The organism is Candidatus Zixiibacteriota bacterium (assembly GCA_040752595.1).
In the GTDB taxonomy this organism is placed as follows: Bacteria; Zixibacteria; MSB-5A5; order WJJR01; family WJJR01; genus JACQFV01.
Genome location: JBFMGX010000027.1, coordinates 13,513 through 33,140 on the forward strand (window position 1 = coordinate 13,513; position 19,628 = coordinate 33,140).

General features: G+C 62.2%; 17 protein-coding genes and 1 tRNA gene. 13 read left to right on the forward strand and 5 right to left on the reverse strand.

Features of this window, described 5'->3' with window-relative positions:
* Window positions 1–24: 24 nt before the first annotated feature.
* Window positions 25–612, reverse strand: coding sequence for a CDP-diacylglycerol--glycerol-3-phosphate 3-phosphatidyltransferase (pgsA, locus tag AB1792_07500; GenBank protein ID MEW5702056.1), 588 nt, complete (start codon window positions 610–612; stop codon window positions 25–27).
* A 167-nt stretch (window positions 613–779) separates the two neighbouring features.
* On the opposite strand from pgsA, the gene AB1792_07505 reads away from it, so the two are divergent.
* From AB1792_07505 to AB1792_07520, 4 genes are all read left to right on the forward strand, one after another.
* On the forward strand, window positions 780–2,630 hold the full coding sequence (locus tag AB1792_07505) for a sigma 54-interacting transcriptional regulator (GenBank protein MEW5702057.1): 1,851 nt from the start codon (window positions 780–782) through the stop codon (window positions 2,628–2,630).
* Between the two features lie 253 nt (window positions 2,631–2,883).
* A complete protein-coding gene (locus AB1792_07510; protein ID MEW5702058.1) occupies window positions 2,884–3,204 on the forward strand; it encodes a hypothetical protein in 321 nt (106 codons plus the stop codon).
* Window positions 3,194–3,466 carry a hypothetical protein gene (locus AB1792_07515; protein ID MEW5702059.1) on the forward strand — a complete coding sequence of 91 codons (273 nt, stop codon included), beginning with the start codon at window positions 3,194–3,196 and terminating at the stop codon, window positions 3,464–3,466. Before AB1792_07510 ends, AB1792_07515 begins: the two co-directional genes overlap by 11 nt.
* 2 nt (window positions 3,467–3,468) lie before the next feature.
* Window positions 3,469–3,678: a hypothetical protein gene (locus AB1792_07520; GenBank protein ID MEW5702060.1), complete on the forward strand. Its 210-nt coding sequence runs from the start codon at window positions 3,469–3,471 to the stop codon at window positions 3,676–3,678.
* Window positions 3,679–3,972: 294 nt separating this feature from the next.
* Here AB1792_07520 and AB1792_07525 read toward each other — a convergent pair whose 3' ends face one another.
* The 4 genes from AB1792_07525 to AB1792_07540 all read right to left on the reverse strand — a co-directional run bounded on the left by AB1792_07525 (window position 3,973) and on the right by AB1792_07540 (window position 6,462).
* Complete coding sequence (locus tag AB1792_07525; protein MEW5702061.1) at window positions 3,973–4,173, reverse strand: cold-shock protein; 201 nt, start codon at window positions 4,171–4,173, stop codon at window positions 3,973–3,975.
* Between the two features lie 265 nt (window positions 4,174–4,438).
* Window positions 4,439–4,819, reverse strand: coding sequence for an RNA-binding protein (locus tag AB1792_07530; GenBank protein MEW5702062.1), 381 nt, complete (start codon window positions 4,817–4,819; stop codon window positions 4,439–4,441).
* A 31-nt stretch (window positions 4,820–4,850) separates the two neighbouring features.
* Window positions 4,851–6,146: an alpha/beta hydrolase gene (locus tag AB1792_07535; GenBank protein ID MEW5702063.1), complete on the reverse strand. Its 1,296-nt coding sequence runs from the start codon at window positions 6,144–6,146 to the stop codon at window positions 4,851–4,853.
* Window positions 6,147–6,374: 228 nt separating this feature from the next.
* A tRNA-Ser gene (locus tag AB1792_07540) sits at window positions 6,375–6,462 on the reverse strand.
* A gap of 346 nt (window positions 6,463–6,808) precedes the next feature.
* On the opposite strand from AB1792_07540, the gene AB1792_07545 reads away from it, so the two are divergent.
* The 9 genes from AB1792_07545 (at window position 6,809) to AB1792_07585 (ending at window position 19,270) form a co-directional block, all read left to right on the forward strand.
* Window positions 6,809–7,960 carry a glycosyltransferase family 4 protein gene (locus AB1792_07545; GenBank protein ID MEW5702064.1) on the forward strand — a complete coding sequence of 384 codons (1,152 nt, stop codon included), beginning with the start codon at window positions 6,809–6,811 and terminating at the stop codon, window positions 7,958–7,960.
* 161 nt (window positions 7,961–8,121) lie between these two features.
* Window positions 8,122–10,392: a UvrD-helicase domain-containing protein gene (locus tag AB1792_07550; protein ID MEW5702065.1), complete on the forward strand. Its 2,271-nt coding sequence runs from the start codon at window positions 8,122–8,124 to the stop codon at window positions 10,390–10,392.
* A 595-nt stretch (window positions 10,393–10,987) separates the two neighbouring features.
* Window positions 10,988–11,839, forward strand: coding sequence for a zinc metalloprotease HtpX (gene htpX, locus AB1792_07555; protein MEW5702066.1), 852 nt, complete (start codon window positions 10,988–10,990; stop codon window positions 11,837–11,839).
* Window positions 11,840–11,999: 160 nt separating this feature from the next.
* Window positions 12,000–13,295, forward strand: coding sequence for a hemolysin family protein (locus tag AB1792_07560; GenBank protein MEW5702067.1), 1,296 nt, complete (start codon window positions 12,000–12,002; stop codon window positions 13,293–13,295).
* A 70-nt stretch (window positions 13,296–13,365) separates the two neighbouring features.
* Complete coding sequence (locus tag AB1792_07565) at window positions 13,366–14,490, forward strand: hypothetical protein (GenBank protein ID MEW5702068.1); 1,125 nt, start codon at window positions 13,366–13,368, stop codon at window positions 14,488–14,490.
* 54 nt (window positions 14,491–14,544) lie between these two features.
* Window positions 14,545–16,428 (forward strand): S8 family serine peptidase, encoded by a 1,884-nt coding sequence (locus AB1792_07570; GenBank protein MEW5702069.1) that lies wholly within the window; start codon window positions 14,545–14,547, stop codon window positions 16,426–16,428.
* A gap of 112 nt (window positions 16,429–16,540) precedes the next feature.
* On the forward strand, window positions 16,541–17,404 hold the full coding sequence (locus tag AB1792_07575) for a hypothetical protein (protein MEW5702070.1): 864 nt from the start codon (window positions 16,541–16,543) through the stop codon (window positions 17,402–17,404).
* A 371-nt stretch (window positions 17,405–17,775) separates the two neighbouring features.
* Window positions 17,776–18,186 (forward strand): carboxymuconolactone decarboxylase family protein, encoded by a 411-nt coding sequence (locus tag AB1792_07580; protein ID MEW5702071.1) that lies wholly within the window; start codon window positions 17,776–17,778, stop codon window positions 18,184–18,186.
* Window positions 18,187–19,018: 832 nt separating this feature from the next.
* Window positions 19,019–19,270: a zinc ribbon domain-containing protein gene (locus AB1792_07585; GenBank protein ID MEW5702072.1), complete on the forward strand. Its 252-nt coding sequence runs from the start codon at window positions 19,019–19,021 to the stop codon at window positions 19,268–19,270.
* Window positions 19,271–19,628 lie beyond the last annotated feature (358 nt).

A 19,628-nucleotide genomic window follows, 5' to 3' on the forward strand; every position in this document is an offset into this window, starting at 1 on the left:
TTTGCTCAGAGAATCAAGCGATCATCACCGCATCACGTTTTTGAACAGCGCCGCGTGCTTTCTGATGTAGTCGACGCCGGTGGCGACCGTCACGAACATCGTCAGACCCATCATCCAATCGAACACCGTGATCGTCGTGTGGCTCTCGAAAATCCTCCAATTGTACCCCAGGGGGACCAGCATCGCCTTGAGGTAGACAAACAGCAGGATCACACTGATCGTGAGCATCTGCAAGACGGTTTTCAGACGCGCCCCCGGCGTGGGGACAATCAGCATACCGCGGTAGGCAGCCAGCGAACGAAAGCCGGTGATGAAGAACTCGCGGCCGACGATCACGGTGACCATCCAGCCGCGCAGATACCCAAGTGCCACCAGTGAGATCATGGCGGTCGAGGCCAGGATCTTGTCGGCGAGTGGATCCATGAACTTGCCGAAGCCGGTCGTCAGCCCCCGGCGGCGGGCGAAATACCCGTCGCCGAGATCGGTGAGCGCCGCCACGACGAACACGATCAGCGAGGCGAGCTTGGCGCGGGTGTCGTCGATCAGAATCAACGCCATGAACACCGGCGACAGGGCGATCCGCGCGAGCGTGAGTTTGTTGGGGAGGTTCATGGCGGCACCACGTCCACCAGGACTGCGTTGACGGATGGACATCTTACCACGACGTGCCGGTACATGTCAATGAAGACCGGGAATCGCGACCGGGTCTCGCGCCGTGACGCCAATCGTCTTGACAGCGTCGCCTCTGTGATTCACACTCACAACAGCGGAGTCATCATATGGACCAGCGGACGACCACGACACCGGACTTCGACTGGCACGCGGAGCAGAATGCCCAGAAACGCGATCAGTCGCGCTTCACGGCGGAATTGGGCCGTGTGCTGTCGTTGCGCGGCGGCTCACCGACGGCGCGGGAGGCGGCGGCGCGTCTGCGGGAACGCTGGGACCATCTCGTGCGTCGGCTGGAGGGGCGCTGGGCGAGGGGCGGCGATGTCTGGGACCGCCAAGTGGAAGCCATCGAGCGTCTGAAGAGCGATCGCACCGTGCTCGAGGCGCTGGTGGAATATGATGAGCAACTGGCCCAGGGCGATCTCGATTCGTTGTTGCGGGCGACCCTGCGCGTGATCGAACACTCCCTGGCGGCCACCGGCGCGATGATCGTTCTCGCCGACATCGGCGGTCAACCGCGCGCCGCGGCCAGCGAGCGCCGTCGCGGACGATTCTGGCCGCCGGCCGCCGATCGGGAACTCGCCGAGTTGGTGGCCGCGGCGGCTCGCGAGGGACGACGTACCACGATCGAAGGGCGCCCGGTGAAAAGCGGCCTGCGCGATCCCCATCGCGTCGCCCAGTGGCTCGGTGTGGCCATCGCCCGGGAGGGCGAAAGCTATGGTGCGATCGTCATCGGCCGGTCTGCCGCCGAAGAAGCCTTCACGGAGGACAATGCCGAAGTCCTGGAGCGCATCGGTCGTCACATGGCCGGTGCCCTGGCGGCGCGCGTCGGTGTCGGCGTACGCCCAACGTTGGGATCAGGTCCCAAACCCGAGGGTTTTGAGCATCTGTGGGGCGAATGCCCCGCGCTGCGCCGTGCCATCGCACTGGCGAACCGCTATTCCCTCGCCGACTCCCCCGTGGTCCTCGAGGGTGAGATGGGAACCGGGCGGGAGACGCTGGCCCGCGCCATACATCTTCGCTCGCGGCGTGCCGCGTCACCGTTCGTCGTTTTTCGCGGCGGCGATCTTCCCGAAGAGGTCGTGGCCCGCGGCCTGTTCGGTGCCACGACGACGGGAGCCGATGCCCGCCTCATCGAGCAACCCGGGGATCTGGAGGTGGCCCATGGCGGAACCCTCTTCATCGACGATCTGCGGTCTCTGTACCTGTTGCTGCAGGTACGATTGCTGCGGTTCCTACGCGAGCAAACCTATGAACGTGTCGGCGACCGCACGGCGCGGCAGGCGGATGTGCGCATCATGATCGCGTCGACGGAAGACCTGGAAAGCGCCGTGGCCCGGGGGCAGTTGCGCTCCGATCTCTACTATGAAATCACGGCCGCCCGCGTCACTCTCCCCCCATTGCGCGAACGCGGCGGCGACATCGTGGAGCTGGCCCGTCGCTTCGCGGCTGCGGCCGGCACCGCCACCGGCAAGCGAATCGACGGCATCGATGCCGAAGCGGCACGCCTGTTGGCGGCCTCGCCGTTCCCCGGCAATGTGCGCCAGTTGGAGCAGGTGATCGAACGGGCCGTCTTCCTCGCCTCGGGACCGCTCATCGGCGCGGCCGATCTGCCGCGGGAGATCGCCGCCCATGTCGTGGCACCGACCTTCGAGGGTACCGCATGGGGGGACCAAGCACTGCGCGCCGCCCGGTTGGCGCAGGAGGCGGGGCAGTCGGGCGATTGGCGCCAATTCGGCCGCGCCCGCCAGATGGCCGATGGCGCCCTCGCCGCCGCCTTCGTCCAAGCCGTCACCAAGACCGTCGGTCGCCATGCCGCCCGCGCCGCCCGCCATTGCGGCATCCACCGGGCGCAATGGTGGCGTCTGTCACGACAGGTTCAGCCCGCCGCTCCGGGAGCCACCCGCGACACGCCGGACACAGCGGGGCATGACAAGAACCGCACCAAGGAGAGAGCTTAGGTTGCAATCATGTTACTTTCCATATGTCCTATTATATCACTGCTACTTGGGCCGCTTGGACACGACATGTAACAAAACCGTTACAAAAACTTCACTCCCACTATCAAAAACCGGGAAAAATCTTGCCCGGATGTGCCGATCCCGGTATTGAAATAGCAGCGCCGGGTTAAGTTGCCATCCGGCAAGGAGATTGACGGGCACTTTCGCGTGCCAACGGGGATTCACGAAGGTCTGGATCCGTCTCGGCCCCAGAATGAGCCAAAGCACTCCCGCCGACCCGATTTACCGTGCCGCCATCCTGGCGGGCGGGGATTTGGAGAAAGACACCCCCCCGTCCCGTCGCGATGCGCTTCGCGTCCTCACAGCCGCGCTGGAACGGATGGGTTTGACGGTGCAGGTGACCGAAGAACGGGGCATCTGCGTGATCGGGGGCAGCGACGGCATTCTCATCGGCGGCGTCGGGGAGGAACGCGCCACGGAGGCGGCCGCCCTGTTGCGGGAACAGCACTGGTCGCGTGCTCATGTGGTGACGTTCACGGCGCGCGCGCTGTCCATCAAGACAATTGCCGCCTGAGCGCAGCACGATTGACGGAGAAAAGTCCAGTAGTGGTTTTAAGTTTTCCAACCGGGAACCGAAAGAACACACAGGCAGCCAAGGAGGTGAATGCCATGCCAGTCGCCAAGAAGAAAACCGCAAAGAAGAAAGCCAAGAAGACCACGAAGAAGAAAGCCACCAAGAAGGCGAAGAGGTAATCGTCATGCCGGTCGCAAAGAAGAAGACGGCGAAGAAGAAAGCCGCCAAGAAGAAGACCACCAAGAAGGCGAAGAGGTGTTGATCATGCCGGTCGCCAAAAAGAAGGCCAAGAAGCCTGCCAAGAAGAAAGCGACCAAGAAGGTCAAGAAGGCTGCGGGGCGGACCACCACGCGCCGTACGGCGCGCAAGGCCACCTCACGGACGAAGACCACGCGTGTCGCCGGCGGACGCAAGGTCGCGCGTCGCAAGACCGCGAAGCGTCGCACCACCAAGAAGACCACGATGATGTGGTAGTTCGAGATCCCGCCCCCAGCGGGATTACTGCCTCTCCCACCCCGTGACGCTCCCCGCGTCACGGGGTGGTGTGTTTGCCCCGGACGGGGGGAGGAATCTCAGGAAGATCCCGTACGCTCACCTCACGTCGCCGCTGCCTCCGATCTTGTCCCGGTGAGGAGCGACGGTCACGCCCTGACGGAGCATCACACGCCAAGAAAAACCCCCGCGCCGTCGCCGGCACGGGGGTCGGTTTCCCCGCCTCCGAGTCTGGAGCACTCCCTGTGTCCAGACCCTCCTTGCCGTGATCAATGATCAGATTTTGCGCACGTTGGCGGCCTGTGGTCCCTTTGGCCCTTGGACGACCTCAAACTGCACGCGATCGCCCTCTGCCAGGCTGCGGAACCCCTCGGCCTGAATGGCCTGATGGTGCACGAAGACGTCTTTGCCGCCTTCCTGCGAGATAAATCCGTAGCCCTTGCTGTCGTTGAACCACTTGACGGTCCCTTCCGGCATGTTGCACTTCCTTTTCTTACCGGGACAATGAAGGTGTCCCACGTCCTTTGGCCCCTATGGCCGGTGAAACGAGTCGAGCTTTTTTCAGGTTGTCCTTGAGAGTATAGCGTGGGGGTGGCCGTCAAAAAGTCTACTGTTTCGCTTTCTCACTTTCAGTATCGACAAAACCGAGCGGAAGTCAAGTGGAATCAGTGCGCCCGATTCCTCCGCCAGGGACTTCGTTGTTTGTGCACAGATGGCGCCCGGAAAGCGCCCGGCGAGAGGTCTAAAGACTCCGCTTACGCCCCCGCAGGCCCTTGCGGCTGCCCTTGCTCTTGAACGGTCGGCCGCCGCCGAACCCACCCCCCGGTCCAGGAGGGGGATTGTGAGAGAACGAGCGCGAACCGGACGGACGTGCCGGACGATCCTCGGCGGCATTGACGTTCAGCTTGCGACCGTTCACTTCCCGGCCGTTGAACAACTCAATCGCCTTCGCCGCTTCCTCATCGCTGGCGAACTCGACGAACGCGAACCCCCGCGGCCGTCCGGTGCGATGATCACTGGGAAGGTAGACATCCACAACCTGCCCGGCTTCCGACAGGAGGTTCATCAGATCGTCCGCGGACGTCTGGAAATCGAGGTTGCCGACAAAGATCTTTGCGGAAATAGTGTCACTCCCTCCGGTTGATGGTGCCTTGTCAGTTGTCCCCGCTGTCGAGGACCACGCCGCGATCGCCCGGTTCCAGTACGTCGGACAAAAACGGCAGCATATACTCCTGCATGCGTTCTCCCAGGTGATCCTCATGCCCGCCCGCGAAGGTCACGGACTGATGCGCAATCCCGGCCGCATCCAGCAGACGTGAGAAATACTCACATCCTTTGGGAATCCAGGGATATTCGTCCTGTGTGCCGTAATCGATGACAATCGCCTTCATACGCCGCCAGTCCCCGCGGTGCTTCTCAATCCGGCCCGGAAGCCCGCCGAAGCCCTGCTCCCATTTCGCCCAGATCTCGGGAATGCGGACCGCCTGTCCGTCCACCCGACGGTACGGATACGCCAGATGGGGGAGCCGGTTCTTCGGCGCCGGGGCGAACGCGGCACCATAGGCACAGGTGAAGATGAACGTCCAGTCACGGCGCGCCGACGCCTCACGCATCGCCTCGCCGAAGGCGCGGGGCACCTCCGCGTCCGGAACCGACGCCAACGCAGACTGAAAGGTCAGAAACGAGTCGATCGCCCCCGGCGATCCGAACATCTGCGACTGCGTCAGACCATCCTCCGCAAACAGCCCCGGACTGAGACTGTAGACCGCACCAAACAGATCCGGATGCCGCATCGCCAGATTCAACGCACCCGATCCACCCATGGAATGACCGCAGATTCCCCGCGAGCGGGCATGAGTCAGTGTGCGGTAGTGCCTATCGACATACGGCACGATGTCCTTGACGACGAAATCCTCCCAACGACCGGTCACCGGCGAGTTGACATAGAAACTCCCGCCCAGAGAATTCCGCCCGCTGACGACGACGAAGATCATCTCGCGGATGCGCTGCCGCTTGATCAGGCTGTCCAATGACAACGGCATGGCGAAGCCGTGGGCTCCGGAGATGAAATCGGTCACCTGATCGCCGAAGCCGGTCAGGAAATAGACGACCGGGTACCGCATCTGGGAATGCCCGTAGCTCGGGGGCAGATAGATTGCCAGGGACCGTTCGATCGGGTCGCCGAGAAGATTGCCTGTCAGTGACGTGGCCGACAGTGTGACGACTTCCAGGCGCCCGACGGTGTCCGAAACGACGGCGGCCTCTACGGTCGGCGAGGGTGCCGTTAAACGCGGTGCCGGAGCCGCCGCGACGGCCGGAGCGGCTGTCGGCGTGGGGGCAACGGCATCCGGCGTCGGTGTAGGCGGAGCAAAGGCACATCCACCGCTCAGCGCGACAGCCAGGATCACGATCCACAGCACGGCCAGCCGGCAATCCTGTAACATCGCCATCACCCTCCAATGTGTCACGAACAGACCTCTGGGTTGCGCCGTTCGACTTCAGCAGAGAGACCGGGATTCGTTCATCCCGAGCCCGCCGAGGGAAACCCGACCCTGTCCTCCATCCCTCGACTCATCTCCGCCGGAGGCGGAGATTCACTCGGGATAAACGGAGAGACCGGGATTCGTTCATCCCGAGCCCGCCGAGGGAAACCCGACCCTGTCCTCCATCCTGATCAGCGGAGAGACCGGGATTCGAACCCGGGAGGCGGTATAAGCGCCTACACGCTCTCCAGGCGTGCTCCTTAAACCGCTCGGACATCTCTCCAGTGCCAAAATACCCGGGTCGCCTGCAGGGATCAAGCCCCTTTCCCGGTGACGATTGGCCGTTTCCAGTGAGATACCCCCGGATTGTCATTCTGGGCGAGCGTCCCGCTCGGGGAGCGGGACGCAAGGCGAAGAACGTGCTGTTCTCACACGGAAGAGCAACCGCAGATGCTTCGTTTCATCCCGCCCGCCGCAGCGGGCGGGATTCGCTCAGCATGACAACGCAGCTCTTCCCATACAACCGGTCTCTCGCGATCCCCGTTAGAGCCCGCTGATCGGCACGCCGATAACAATCCCAGTGGGGTCAACCGAGAGCACGGACCGGTCGACTCCCGGAGACGAATGCCATGCCCGATCGCTATCACCTCCTGCTTCTGGTCGATTCATTCCCCGTTCCCGAGGCCCCGGCGGGGCTCCTCTCGGATCGTCTTCCGTGGCGGCTCGATCCCGAGTTGTTCGCAACCGAGCTCGCCGTCGTCCATGACTCGCCTCCTCTGACGGCAACTGCGGTTCCGGCGCTGCCGGTTCACACCCTGGGATTGAGGCACGGTGCATGGACCCCGGCGGTGATCCAGCGACTCGCCGTCCGCCGTTTGCTCCGACGGTTGCAGCCGGATTACCTTTGTACCGTGGGAGCATCGGCGCGACTCCTGGGACTTCCGGCCGCCCACGCCCTGGACATCCCGTTGCGCCTGTCCCTCATCGACAATCTGGGAGAGGATTTGACGCCGGCGTCTCTGACGGCACTTCGGATGGCCGGCCGCCACGCCACGCGCTTCGTCGTCGATTCGTACGCCGCCGCGCGCCGATTGATGCGACAGGAGCGGGTCGACCGCGCCCGGATCGACATCATTCCGCCCGGCGTGGATTACTCCCGGTTTCCCCATCGCACGGTTGAGAGTGTCATCGAAGCCAAGCACGCGCTCGGGTTGTCGCGTCAGCAGCCGCTCGTCGTTATGGCGATATCATCGGGGCAACACCAGGACTGTGTGCGGTTCGTTCATGTCGCCGCGCAGTTGATCCGTCACCAACCTGATGCGCGCTTCGTCCTGATCGGCACCATGTCGCGCGAGCACATCACCGCCACCAAACGCGAGATCCAAACCCGGCATCTGTCCGAACGCCTCCAACTGATCGACTCCCCGGAATCGCTGCCGCTCTGGTTGCAGGCCGCCGATGTCGGCGTGTCGACCTCCCATCTGGAAAGCGCGTCGCGACCCCTGCTTCTGTACATGGCCACCGGGCTGCCGATTGTCGCCGTCGACGCCGGCGGCAACCGTGAGTTGATCACGCACGGCGAGTCCGGATATCTCTGCGATCTGGCCGACCTCGATCAACTGGCCATGTACATCATGGTGTTCTTGCTGTCGCCGGAACAATCGGCGCGTATCGGCGCGACCGCCCGTCACCGTGCCGAGACCGAGTTTCCCCTTTCCCGCGCCACAGGGGCGTATGAGGATTATTTCCGCACCCTCGCCTACGCTGTGTTGTCACGGTGAGTCTCGTAGGTCGGGAGCCCTGTGCTCCTGACACCCGAGGTATCACTGCCTCGGGAGCCTCCGACGGAGGCCATTATTGATCCGCAGTCCCATTCTACCGTATCATTCCCCGCATGGCTGACGCATGAGATGACATCGCCGCAAGCCACCGAGTCCGACCATTGACTTCATCCCGTCCCTCCCATCCGGAAACCGACCCTCTCCTGGCCGAGTTGAATCCGCCGCAGCGCGAGGCGGTCACCCACGGCTCCGGGCCATTGTTGATCCTGGCCGGGGCCGGATCGGGGAAGACGCGCGTCATCACCTACCGGATCGCCCACCTCTTGCGGCTGGGCGTGCCGCCCTGGTCGATTCTCGCCGTGACCTTCACCAACAAGGCCGCCGGGGAGATGAAGGGACGTGTTCGCGAGCTTGTTGGCGACACCGCGCAGGCGGTCTGGGTGTCAACCTTCCATTCGTTCGCGGCGCGATTCCTGCGCCAGGAGTACCAGGCCGCCGGGCTCCCGCGCGGTTTCACGATCTATGATGACGACGATAAGACGCGACTGCTCAAGCGCACGATCGAGGAGCTGAATCTCCCCATCCGTACCTTCGTGCCGGGGATGGTCAAGTCACTCATCTCGGCAGCCAAGGACAAGCTGCAGGATGCGACGGCCGTCGCCCGACTGGCGCGCGATGACTTTGACCGGCGGATCGCCGAGATCTATGCCGCCTACCAGCGTCAACTGGCCGATGCCGGCGCCGTGGACTTCGATGACCTGATCGTGCGGACGGTGAATCTCCTGAAGGAGAGAGAAGACGTCCGCCGCCGCTGGCAGGGGCGTTTCCACCATGTCCTTGTCGACGAATATCAGGACACCAACATTGCGCAGGGGCAACTGGTCTCAATCCTAGCCGAGCCGGAACGCAACATCTGCGTGGTCGGTGACGACGACCAATCGATCTATGCCTGGCGCGGGGCCACGATCGAGAACATCCTCGGTTTCGCCCGGCATTACCCCGATGTCATCACCGTGCGTCTGGAGCAAAACTACCGCTCCCGTCCCAACATCCTCGAAGCGGCGCACGCCGTGGTCGCTGCCAATCTCAATCGCCACCCCAAAAAGCTGTGGACCGACAAGCGTCCGGGACGGAAGATCACATTGATCCTGACACCCGATGACTGGTCCGAGGCGGATTTGGTGATCGGCCGCATTCGCTTGTTGTGTCGGCGCGATGGATTGGCACCGAGCGACTGTGTCGTGCTCTATCGCACCAACGCCCAGTCGCGCGTCTTCGAAGAGGCCTGCCGGCGCAGCAGTCTGCCGTATGTACTGGTCGGCGGCGTCAAGTTCTATCAGCGCGCCGAGATCAAGGATGTCCTCGCCTATGCGCAACTGATGGTCAATGGCAACGACAGTGTCGCCCTCCTGCGCATCATCAACCGGCCGTCGCGCGGCATCGGCGAGACCTCGCAGGAGAAGCTCGCCGCCGCACGGAAAATTGACGGACGCCCCTGGCTCGACTTCCTCGCCGACAAGACCGCGGTGACCGCCACTGTCGGCGCCCGTGCCGCCGGAGCCGTCGCGTCGTTTTCCCGACTTCTGAGTGACTTGCACGAGGCCCGCACCCGTTTGGGGATCGCCGACTGGTGCCGCCACCTGCTCGACACCGTCGATTTCAAGACCGCATGGCGCGACGATGATCCCCTGATCGCCGAGGGACGCGAGGAAAACGTCGAGGAACTCGTCGCCGCCATCGCCGAGTATGAGGCCACAGCCGAAGCTCCGTCCTTATCGGGTTTCCTCGAACAGGCCGCGCTCGTGACCGACGTCGACAACTACGAGACACGCGCCGAAGCAGTGACGCTGATGACGCTGCATGCCGCCAAGGGACTGGAATTCCCGGCGGTGTTCATCACCGGCTTGGAGGAGGGTCTCTTTCCGCTCCTGCGCTCGATGGAGAAGCCGGAGACTCTGGAGGAGGAACGGCGCTTGTTCTATGTCGGCGCCACGCGGGCCAAGGAGCAACTCTATCTGAGTTACGCGCGCACGCGCCGTCGCCTCGGCCCGGTCGCTTCGCTCAAATCCCGCTTCATCGAAGAGATACCGCGAGAATACCTCGACGTGGAGAACTTCATCCCCGAGACCGAGCTGGACGCGGGGGGACTCGGATACGATGCGCCCGGGCGCACTTGGCGCACCGGTTTCCAGGACCCGCAACGCCGTGCCCGCGCCGTCGCACGCCGTGATGCCGAGCCCCAGCCCAACCGCGCCGGGATCGCCCAATCATTGCAGGCCGGGACGATCATCCGTCACCCCAAGTTCGGTGAGGGGGAGGTCCTTGCGATTCACGGCATGGGCGACGGCACGACCTGCGAGATCGCGTTCCGCGCCGGATTCACCAAGACATTGATGGTTCGCTTCGCGCCCTTGGAGATTCTGCGAAACTGAGAGGGAATCGTAGTGACCCAAGGGTAGGGGCGTATGGCCATACGCCCTACGGTTGATTCGCAACGGGTTGGTAGGGGCGAAGCTTGTCTTCGCCCGGCCATTTCAACACGTCCCTGTGATCGCAGCGGGAATCATCCGTTGGGGCGCGGTTTCCGCGCCCTCGATGGGACAAGGGCGGGGAGACCCCGCCCCTTCATCTCACACGGCGCGCAAAACTCTGCCGCCGGATCGGCGCCCCGGAAGGCGACGTCAGACGTGCGGTCGCGTGCCCACACGCGACCGTTCATCCATTCTCGCATGCGCCGGGCGCGGGCACCCGGCGCCGTGGAGTTGCGATGTCCGTATCCCATTTGACAACAACGCAATCCGACGGATCGGCAGCGGGCGGAAATCCCTTGATCTTGCCACCGCATCCGGTTTCGTTCAACCGTGCGCTGATTGGTACGTATTAGCAAGCGACCGGACTGCGCCCACGAGGATTCCCGGCATCGGCGGGTCATCAGTCGGTACGTGGACAAACGGGGTGCAGGAGCCGGAAGGAAGTTGAACAGATCGAGGGCCGCATGAGGCGGCGCCTCAGAGGAGGTTGAACGACGTGAACCATGTGAAAACACTGCTGCTGTTGACCGTGCTGACCGTGATCCTGTTGATCATCGGCCAACTGGTCGGCGGGCAGCAGGGGATGATCATCGCCTTTGTCTTTGCGATGGCGATGAACTTCTTCTCGTATTGGTTTTCCGACAAGATCGTGCTGTCGATGTACCGCGCCCAGGAAGTAACCGAGGCCGATGCGCCGCGTCTGGTGCAGTTGGTGCGCTACAACGCCCAACGGGCGGGATTGCCGATGCCCCGGGTGTATATCATCCCGACATCGTCGCCGAATGCCTTTGCCACCGGACGCGATCCCTCGCATGCGGCGGTCGCCTTCACGCAGGGAATCCTGGACACGCTATCCGAGGATGAGCTCGAAGGCGTGCTGTCGCACGAGTTGGCGCATGTGAAGAACCGCGACATCTTGACACAGACGATCGCTGCCACGATCGCCGGGGCGATCTCGATGCTCGCTTACATGGCCCAGTGGGGTGCGATGTTCGGCGGCGGCGGCAGCCGCGACGACCGCGACTCCGGCGGCGGCATCATCGGCCTTCTGGTCATGGCGATTGTCGCCCCCTTGGCGGCGATGCTGGTGCAGATGGCGATTTCGCGCTCCCGCGAGTATGCCGCCGATCAGACCGGCGCCGGCATCTGCGGCAAACCGCTCTCTCTGGCCAATGCCCTGCGCAAGTTGCAGAAGGGTGTCGAGCGCCGCCCGTTGCAGGCCAACCCCGCCACGGCGCACATGTTCATTGTCAACCCGCTGTCGGGCCGCTCCTTCGCCCATCTGTTCTCCACACATCCGCCGCTGGAGGAACGGATTGCGCGCCTGGAGCAGTTGGCGTATTCTTGATGCGTCCCGTCTGAGGTGACCCGCCGGGGCTCACCGCCACAGGCGGCGAACTTGCGGTGATGTCACCTGACGACCCCGATAGTCCTTCCCGCTGTCATGTCACCGGCCCGCAAACGCCGGTGGGGACGGCGGTTTTCTCTGCCGCTCCGGGGACCGGGCCATGACCGGCTCCATAGCCGTGGAAGTTGCTCTCATTGCGGCGCTGATCCTGCTCAATGGGTTTTTCGCCGGCGCCGAGGCCGCACTGATCGCGGTGCGGCGCTCCCGAGTAAGCGAACTCGCCGCACGCGGCGGTGCCGCGGCACGGGCCCTGAAAAGACTCAAGGATGCGCCCGACCGATTCCTCGCCACGGTGCAGGTGGGCGTGACGGTGGTGGGGACACTCGCATCGGTGGTCTCTGGGGCCACCGTGGTCGATGCCCTGGCGCCACGCATCGCCCTGTGGCCGTGGGAACCGGCGCAGCGCTGGGCCGAGCAGATCGCCATCGGCATCGTCGTCGTGATCATCGCCCTCGCCACGCTCGTATTCGGGGAGTTGGTCCCCAAGTATCTCGCTTTGGCCCGTCCCGAACGGGTGGCGCTGTTTGCCTCCGGTCCGATCACCTGGTTGTCCCGCCTCGGCTATCCGGTTGTCACGCTGTTGTCGAGCGTGTCGCGCGGGGTCACTCGGCTGCTGGGCGTCCATCCCTCCGAGCAGCATCGGCCGGTATCGGATCAGGAGATCCGTTTGCTGGCGCTGGAGGGCTCATTGCACGGCTCCATCGATGACGTCGAACGCGAGCTCATCCATCAGGCGCTCGACTTCTCCGACACCACCGCGCGACAGGTGATGACCCCACGCCCCGACATTGCCGCCGTCAATCTCGCCGATGACGTCGAAACCGTGCTGCAGACGATTCGCGAAGAAGGGTATTCCCGCTTCCCGGTCTACGAGGAGACAATCGACCGCATCAAGGGCGTGATCTACACCAAGGACATCATCCACATTCTCAGCGAACGCTCGCCGGTCATCCTGCGCGATCTGGTGCGCCCGGTTCTTTTTGTCCCCGACTCGATGCCGATTCCGACCGTGCTGGCGCGCTTCAAGGCCGAGCGCCGTCATCTGGCCGTCGTCCTCGATGAATTCGGCGGCACCGCGGGGCTCCTGACGCTGGAGGATATTCTCGAAGAGATTGTCGGTGATATTCAGGATGAATATGATACCGAGCCGGAGGCCTTCCGCCTTCTCGAAGACGGCACGGCGCTCGCGCTCGGCGGCATGGCGATTATCGACTTCAACGAGCGCTTCGGCGCGCAATTGCCGACCGATCGCGGCGACACGCTCGCCGGCCTGATCTCCTCCACCCTTGATCGTCTCCCCCGCAAGGGCGACCACATTGAGCTGGCCGATGTCCGCCTCGATGTCGCCACCCTCGATGGCCGCCGCATTCAGCTCGTCCGCGCCCTGCGGATCTGAGAATTGTGCTTGACAAGGCTGGTCGACGGATGTTGACTATGGGCAGAACTGAATAGCCGCGGGGGGACCGATGCCGCGATCGTGGTCCAAAGGGATTCTGGGTGCTCTGCTTCTGGCAGGGGCGGTGGCCTTGGCCTGTTCCGACAAGGGGACCGAGCCGAAGCCGGCCGGATTCAACATCTATATCGCCGGCACATACTGGACGGACCCCTATGATGTGCAATCCAGAGTGGATCAGGTGTACGTCGTGAACGGTGACGGTTTTGGAATGGTCGATTCCATTCGATTCCCGTCGCCGCCGCTTGAGGCCGTGCCTTCTCCAGATGGGCGGTGGCTCTACACTTGGCGGCTGGGATGGGGAGTTGGCTCCGCGGCCGCTCTCTCCAAGATCGACCTTGGAAGCAACCAAATCGTTTGGACTGTCGAAGGCACGGGCGGAGGGACGACCTTACTGAAGGACGGGGACCTCTTAGTTGTCAGGGCATTCCAAGGCACTGTGTCCCATGCCGAGGTTCTCAACACAAAGGACGGAACGGTAGTGCGCCGTCTTCCGGACAGTCTGGTCCTTTGGTATGGCCCGACATCGGGGACCAAAGTGGCGGCCGTGGCGGCCGGGGATTCTAACCGCATTCGCGTCGTTGATGTGGAGAGCGCGGAGATGTACGGGAGCTACGTTCCCCGACTGCGGTCAGGTGGATACATCAGTTCCTATTACGCTGTACTGCACAACGACAAAAGAAGAGTATTGCTCATCGGACCGCGCACTGTCCTCCAGGATTCATGGTTTGTGGTTGGTGATGTCTTGACCGGCGAGACGCTGCTGGAACATGAGCTTGTCTACCCCTTTGGCGAGATCGCCATCAGCGGCAACGGCACGACGGCGGTTGTTACCGATCCAAGTCGGCCCCTTGTCTGGGATTCTGATCCAACGCTTGACGTGTTCAACTTGCGACAAATGAGCCACGTGTGGAGACCCGACTCTCGCCAATTCAGGGGCTTTCCTGGCCAGATCCGGTTCCTTCCCGGCGATCAGCGCGTTGTTACGGCGATGCCAGCGATGATGGGAACTGAACCACTTCACATCATTGATGTGACACAGAAGGAGGTTGTAGGGGCCATCTACCTGTCCGGCAGCGACACAACCGTTGAGGCTGGTACATGGACCGGTGCGTTGGGCGTTGGCCCGCACTTGTGACCACATGGATAGGGCGTGAGGAGTCAGATCCCGATCAGGAAGAGGAGGGGAATCATGACGAGAGAGGGCAGCGTTCTGCTGAGTGCCGCCGTGGCGGTGGCTGTCTGCGCCGCACCAGATGTCGCAGCTCAGGAGTTCTACTTTGATCTGGACTCTACCTACGCCATCGCACATTCCGACAGCAAGATCGCCGTGCAGTTCGACACGACCATAACACATCTTGAGCAGGCCGAGTTCTTGGCGACTCACCCATGCCTGGACGACACGATTCCGGCGGAGTATCTCGCGCGGGGCTTCTGGACCTACGGTCTGCAACCACCGTGGGATTACGACAGTGCGTCAGCCGGTCTTCTGGCGGATCCTGCCGTCCATCGCGTTGTGCCGGTGTACATGACCCTCTTGGATTCGGCGGAGTTCAAAGTCACGGATATGGTGTCAGTGCAGTATGATGCGGATCTACCGACGGACTCAGCCCTCGCCATCCTGGACGCTTTCGGATTGAGCTTTCTTGATTCCAGTGAATTCGTGCACAACCTGTGGCATGCGGCACTACACGACACGATCCGTGGCAGTCCTCTGAATATCGGCAACGAGTTGCACCTGCTCCCCGAGACCGAATGGGCCAGTGCGACCATGTTTGCCAGACCAGTTCTGATGGCAGACACGGCCCCGTCGGACGATCCGTATTTTCAGTATCAGTACTACCTCAAGAATACAGGCCAGAACGGGGGCACACCCGACGCCGACATCGACGCCGACCTGGCCTGGCAGTTGAGATTGGCGGACTCTCTTGTGCGTGTGGCGGTGATCGATGACGGCCTTATTGCGCACAAGGACTTGCGCCCCCCGCGACTGCTGCCGGGGCGTGACTTCGCTGGTGTTCATTGGTGGGCGCCCTCGTACGACAACGATCCCAGCCCAGGGGATCGCGAGAATCACGGCATGGCCTGCGCCGGAATCCTGGCTGCCTCCGACAACGACACCGGCGTCGTCGGTGTCCTCCCCAGTTGCCTGATAGTCCCTGTCAAGATACTTGATGACAGTGGAAATGCTATGCCCTACCCCAACCGTGTCGCGGAGGCAATCTACTACGCATGGTCACAGAACGTGGAGGTGATCTCCAATAGCTGGGGCTACATCACGACCACTCCGAACACAGACGTGGCCAACGCCATCAGGTACGTGACGAACGGCTGCGGCGGCGGCCAGAAGGATCCACAGACACAACATGGCTGTGTCATGGTTTTCTCCGCCGGCAACAACGCACATTTGGGGTACACGGTTCAGTTTCCCGCAAACATGCCCGAGGTCATCGCAGTGGGTGCCGTAGACAAGTCTGATGACGTCTGGTACTACAGCCAGCCCGGACCTGCACTTGACCTGATGGCACCCAGCGGCGACAAGTATATCGGGGACATGTGGACAACTGATCAGGAGGCGTATTGGGGTTGGAATCCCTACGTTACCGGGTTCGGCGATGCCGGCGGTGACGTCGACTACACTTCAAAGATGGGCGGCACCTCGGGTGCTTGCCCGCAGGTGGCAGGGGTCGCTGCGCTGATCTTGGCGAGGCGTCTTGACTTTCGCGGCTGCTCTCCCCACGCCATTGTATACGACGTACTCACGAAGTCGGCGGAGGACTTGGGTCAGGTCGGCCACGACAATTGGTACGGTTTCGGTCGTGTCAATGCCTACCGCGCGCTGTGCTCCGTGATACACGGCGACATGGACGTCGATGGGAACTACGATATGACAGATGTCGTCACACTCATCGGTATGGTATTCCGCGGCCAGCCCTTCCCGTCTTGGTACTGGGGTCTCGCCGACGTCAATTGTGACGAGACATTCACCGTTCAGGATATTGTCTTGCTGATCAACACGGCCTTCCGAGGCGGGTCACCGTCGCAACCCTGCTACAAGTGGCTCAGTGACCTCTGAAGTGAAACGAGCAAGAAACGCTACGTCGGCTGTTCTATATCGCAACGCTTGTTGTACCGGAAAGAGCGAATCCCAATCGTATCCAATGGGCGTGTCATGCAAGGAGTTGAAGATGAAGCGGTTCACCTGTCTTGCAATGGGGATCTTGGCGACGGCTGTGAGCGCTGGTTGGGCTGCCAATTCGGTGGTCATCGAATCGAAGGCGGCGCCCCGTGGGGCCAGGGTCCAACTCGGCATTTACGTGACCAATGACGTTCCGTTGAGCGGAATCGTCCTTCCGCTGGAGATCCGTTCCGTCACCCCGGGAAGCTACATCGCCGACACGTTCTGTCTGGAAGCGGCACACCGGCTGGACTCGTTCCTGACCGGATTCGTCGTTGTCGATTATCTTCCCTCGCCCGACAACACTGCCTCCTGGATGTGTCAGGGGCGGGGATACGCGGGTCGCGGGGCTATCGACTTCAACAGCCCAGATGCCGTCATTTATGCCGGAATGCTCTCGGGCGACGATGACGTCTTGCCGCCTGGTACCGACGGGGCACCGCCGGGCAGCACTCCGTCGGTGGAGCTTACGTTCAACGTGACCGCCACCGACGGCACTTTCGAGATTGATACTACTTGCATTACCTACAACAACCATATCCAATTCGCTGATGACAGCGAGCCCGGCACTGTAGTTGGAATTGTTCCCGCCTTCACCAAGGGCGTCGTGACCATCGGCTGCGCCTGCGACTGCCACGGCGATCCCGTTTGCGATCATGTCCACACGATCTTGGATCTGAACAAAGTCATCGGCGTGGCCTTCCGGGGCGATCCGCCGGTGATCGATCCGAATCCGATGTGCCCGTACACGGACACCGGTGTGAATTGCGACGGCGTGACGACCGTCATCGACGTCGGCAAGATGCGCAACGTCGTCTTTATGGGCGCCAACCCGGAAACGGAGTTCTGCGAGCCCTGCGCATCAGCACCGTGAGCATGCGCGACCGTCTGCGCCTGCTAGTGTCGTGTCCCAGAAATTCCTTTGCGCAGAAAACGGACTTCTGCTCGGGGATTGCCCGCGCAATCCTCGGCTATGCAACGGGTTATGGTCGAGGCGCATAAACGAAAGCCTGAAACTTATGCGTGGGACTTGCGGGACACGACACTAGAGGCCTGGCCTCCCGTCCGCGCCTGGCGACTCTAAGCTGTTGACCCCCAGAGGATCTGCCCGCGCCCAATCCCATCGGGTCGAAAACCGGAGAAAAGTAGTGCTCTTTGCTCCGTCTTCCTGTATAATGCCCAGATGAAACGCCGCCCATGCGGGCGGACTGAGCGATCAACGGTCTCCAAACAGGAAGGTGCGTTATGGACATGACCCGCCAGGAAGTCTACAAAGAAATCGAACAGACCTTCGGCGTCGTGCCGGGATTCATCAAGCAGATCCCCGACGACAAGCTGGAACTGGAGTGGAAGCTGTTCCTCCAGGTGCAGTTCGCCGAGGGACCGATCCCGAACAAGTACCGCGAGTTGATCGGGGTGGCGGTCGCCGCCGTCACCAGGTGCCGCTACTGCGCCTACTTCCACACCGAGGCGGCCAAGCTCAACGGCGCCACGAAGGAAGAAATCGAGGATGCCGTCCACTTCGCCAAGTCGCAGACGGGCTGGAGCACCTACATCAACGGACTGCAGATGGACTACAAGCAGTTCTGCTCCGAGGTCGACTCGGTCTGTGCCCATGTTCGCGCCACGACCTCGAAGTCCGGCGCCAAAAAGTGAGGCCAGTTGCGGGTCCATCCCATGTTGCTCCAACAATGAGACAGGGGGCTCGAAGCCCCCTGTCCCGATTCCTTCCCTCCGGTTACATGTCAGTCCAGTTCCCCCCGGGATCTCACTGGGCTTCGTGCGACGCCGCAGGATTGCTTGCACTCTATGTGATCGTCTGATCCCAATCTCGCTTCCTCCCGGCACAGAATTCTGCCGCACGCCATCATTTTTCTATTGCGGCCCGCAGTCGTCCGTATAATTTGGCGCCATCCGACCGGGCTGTCCGGCGGGACGAAGCGCCATTCTGGTTTGAAGTTGGCAGGAACCGTGAAACAGATACGTCAATGTGCGGATTGGCGTGTCGAAAGCCGGTAGTTATAGGGGGGTCTCATGCCGTTCTGGACTGCTTTCTGGGCTGTTGTGCCACCTGTTGGCTTGTTGGTGTTGGCGTTTGCGCAATTTTTCCGGCGGGACTTCAACCAGCGGCTGACGGACGAACGCCACTGAGAGCAGATCCGGCGCGGGCAATACCTCCAAAGTAATCTCGTTTCGCGGCGGTCGGGCGGTCACTTTGACTGGCCCGATTGCGTGCGTCAACGACCAGGCGGGGATCGAGACCGCGCGCGTCGGCACCCTAACGCATTTGCGGACAATGAATTGGCGGCACGGTGTCAGAAATCTCTTTCCGACAAACTGTGGAACGACTCAAACGGTATTATTAGTACACGGAGGCGTCAACGATTTGATGACAGTTCTTCCCGCCATATTCGAGCCCCTTCCGAGGCCGGTTTTTGGGGACGGCGCTCGGAGTTTCACTATAGATGCACCCCGCAAGGAGGGAACCATGAACACTAGCCCCCGGTGCGCGGCGTGCGGCATGCCGATGAGTCAGCCCTCTCAACATGGCAATGCCGACCCCACCAACGCGTACTGCATCTACTGCACCGATCTGGCTGGTAACCTCAAACCCCGGAATGAAATCCGGGAAGGCATGATCCAATACACCATGAAGCTGGAGAACTGGTCGCGCCAACAGGCCGAGGTCGAAGTCGACAGGCAGATGTCCCGCCTCCCGGCCTGGCTTGGCGTTGTATGATCGGTCACGTACCTCGCCAGCTTCCTCTCAATCGCCCCCCTGCCCGAATCGGTCAGGGGGGTTCTTCTTTGTTGCCCGCCGTAGGTTCTTGTGCTCCCCCACCCGAAGGGAGAGTCGATCGGGCGGCCATCACTAAACATGGCGAGAGTATCTGTCTTCGGGAGGGCGAGCGTCCCGGCGAGCCGTCTTGCTCTCCAAAGAGATGCGGCTCAGAGTGATTGGTGGGCAGAGCCCACCCTTGTATCTCATACCGTATGCGTGCGTCCTTGTCCACTGAGATGAGTTTGGCGGTGATGAGATCGTCCCACCCTGGGGCCGTGAGAGCCCGTCATGTAGCTGGATCCGTCACCGCTTCCAT

Coding starts and splice junctions, on each gene's coding strand:
- pgsA (MEW5702056.1), bottom strand. CDS start 612: ATGAACCTCCCCAACAAACTCACGCTCGCGCGGATCGCCCTGTCGCCG.
- AB1792_07505 (MEW5702057.1), top strand. CDS start 780: ATGGACCAGCGGACGACCACGACACCGGACTTCGACTGGCACGCGGAG.
- AB1792_07510 (MEW5702058.1), top strand. CDS start 2,884: ATGAGCCAAAGCACTCCCGCCGACCCGATTTACCGTGCCGCCATCCTG.
- AB1792_07520 (MEW5702060.1), top strand. CDS start 3,469: ATGCCGGTCGCCAAAAAGAAGGCCAAGAAGCCTGCCAAGAAGAAAGCG.
- AB1792_07525 (MEW5702061.1), bottom strand. CDS start 4,173: ATGCCGGAAGGGACCGTCAAGTGGTTCAACGACAGCAAGGGCTACGGA.
- AB1792_07535 (MEW5702063.1), bottom strand. CDS start 6,146: ATGGCGATGTTACAGGATTGCCGGCTGGCCGTGCTGTGGATCGTGATC.
- AB1792_07545 (MEW5702064.1), top strand. CDS start 6,809: ATGCCCGATCGCTATCACCTCCTGCTTCTGGTCGATTCATTCCCCGTT.
- AB1792_07560 (MEW5702067.1), top strand. CDS start 12,000: ATGACCGGCTCCATAGCCGTGGAAGTTGCTCTCATTGCGGCGCTGATC.
- AB1792_07565 (MEW5702068.1), top strand. CDS start 13,366: ATGCCGCGATCGTGGTCCAAAGGGATTCTGGGTGCTCTGCTTCTGGCA.
- AB1792_07570 (MEW5702069.1), top strand. CDS start 14,545: ATGACGAGAGAGGGCAGCGTTCTGCTGAGTGCCGCCGTGGCGGTGGCT.
- AB1792_07575 (MEW5702070.1), top strand. CDS start 16,541: ATGAAGCGGTTCACCTGTCTTGCAATGGGGATCTTGGCGACGGCTGTG.
- AB1792_07580 (MEW5702071.1), top strand. CDS start 17,776: ATGGACATGACCCGCCAGGAAGTCTACAAAGAAATCGAACAGACCTTC.
- AB1792_07585 (MEW5702072.1), top strand. CDS start 19,019: ATGAACACTAGCCCCCGGTGCGCGGCGTGCGGCATGCCGATGAGTCAG.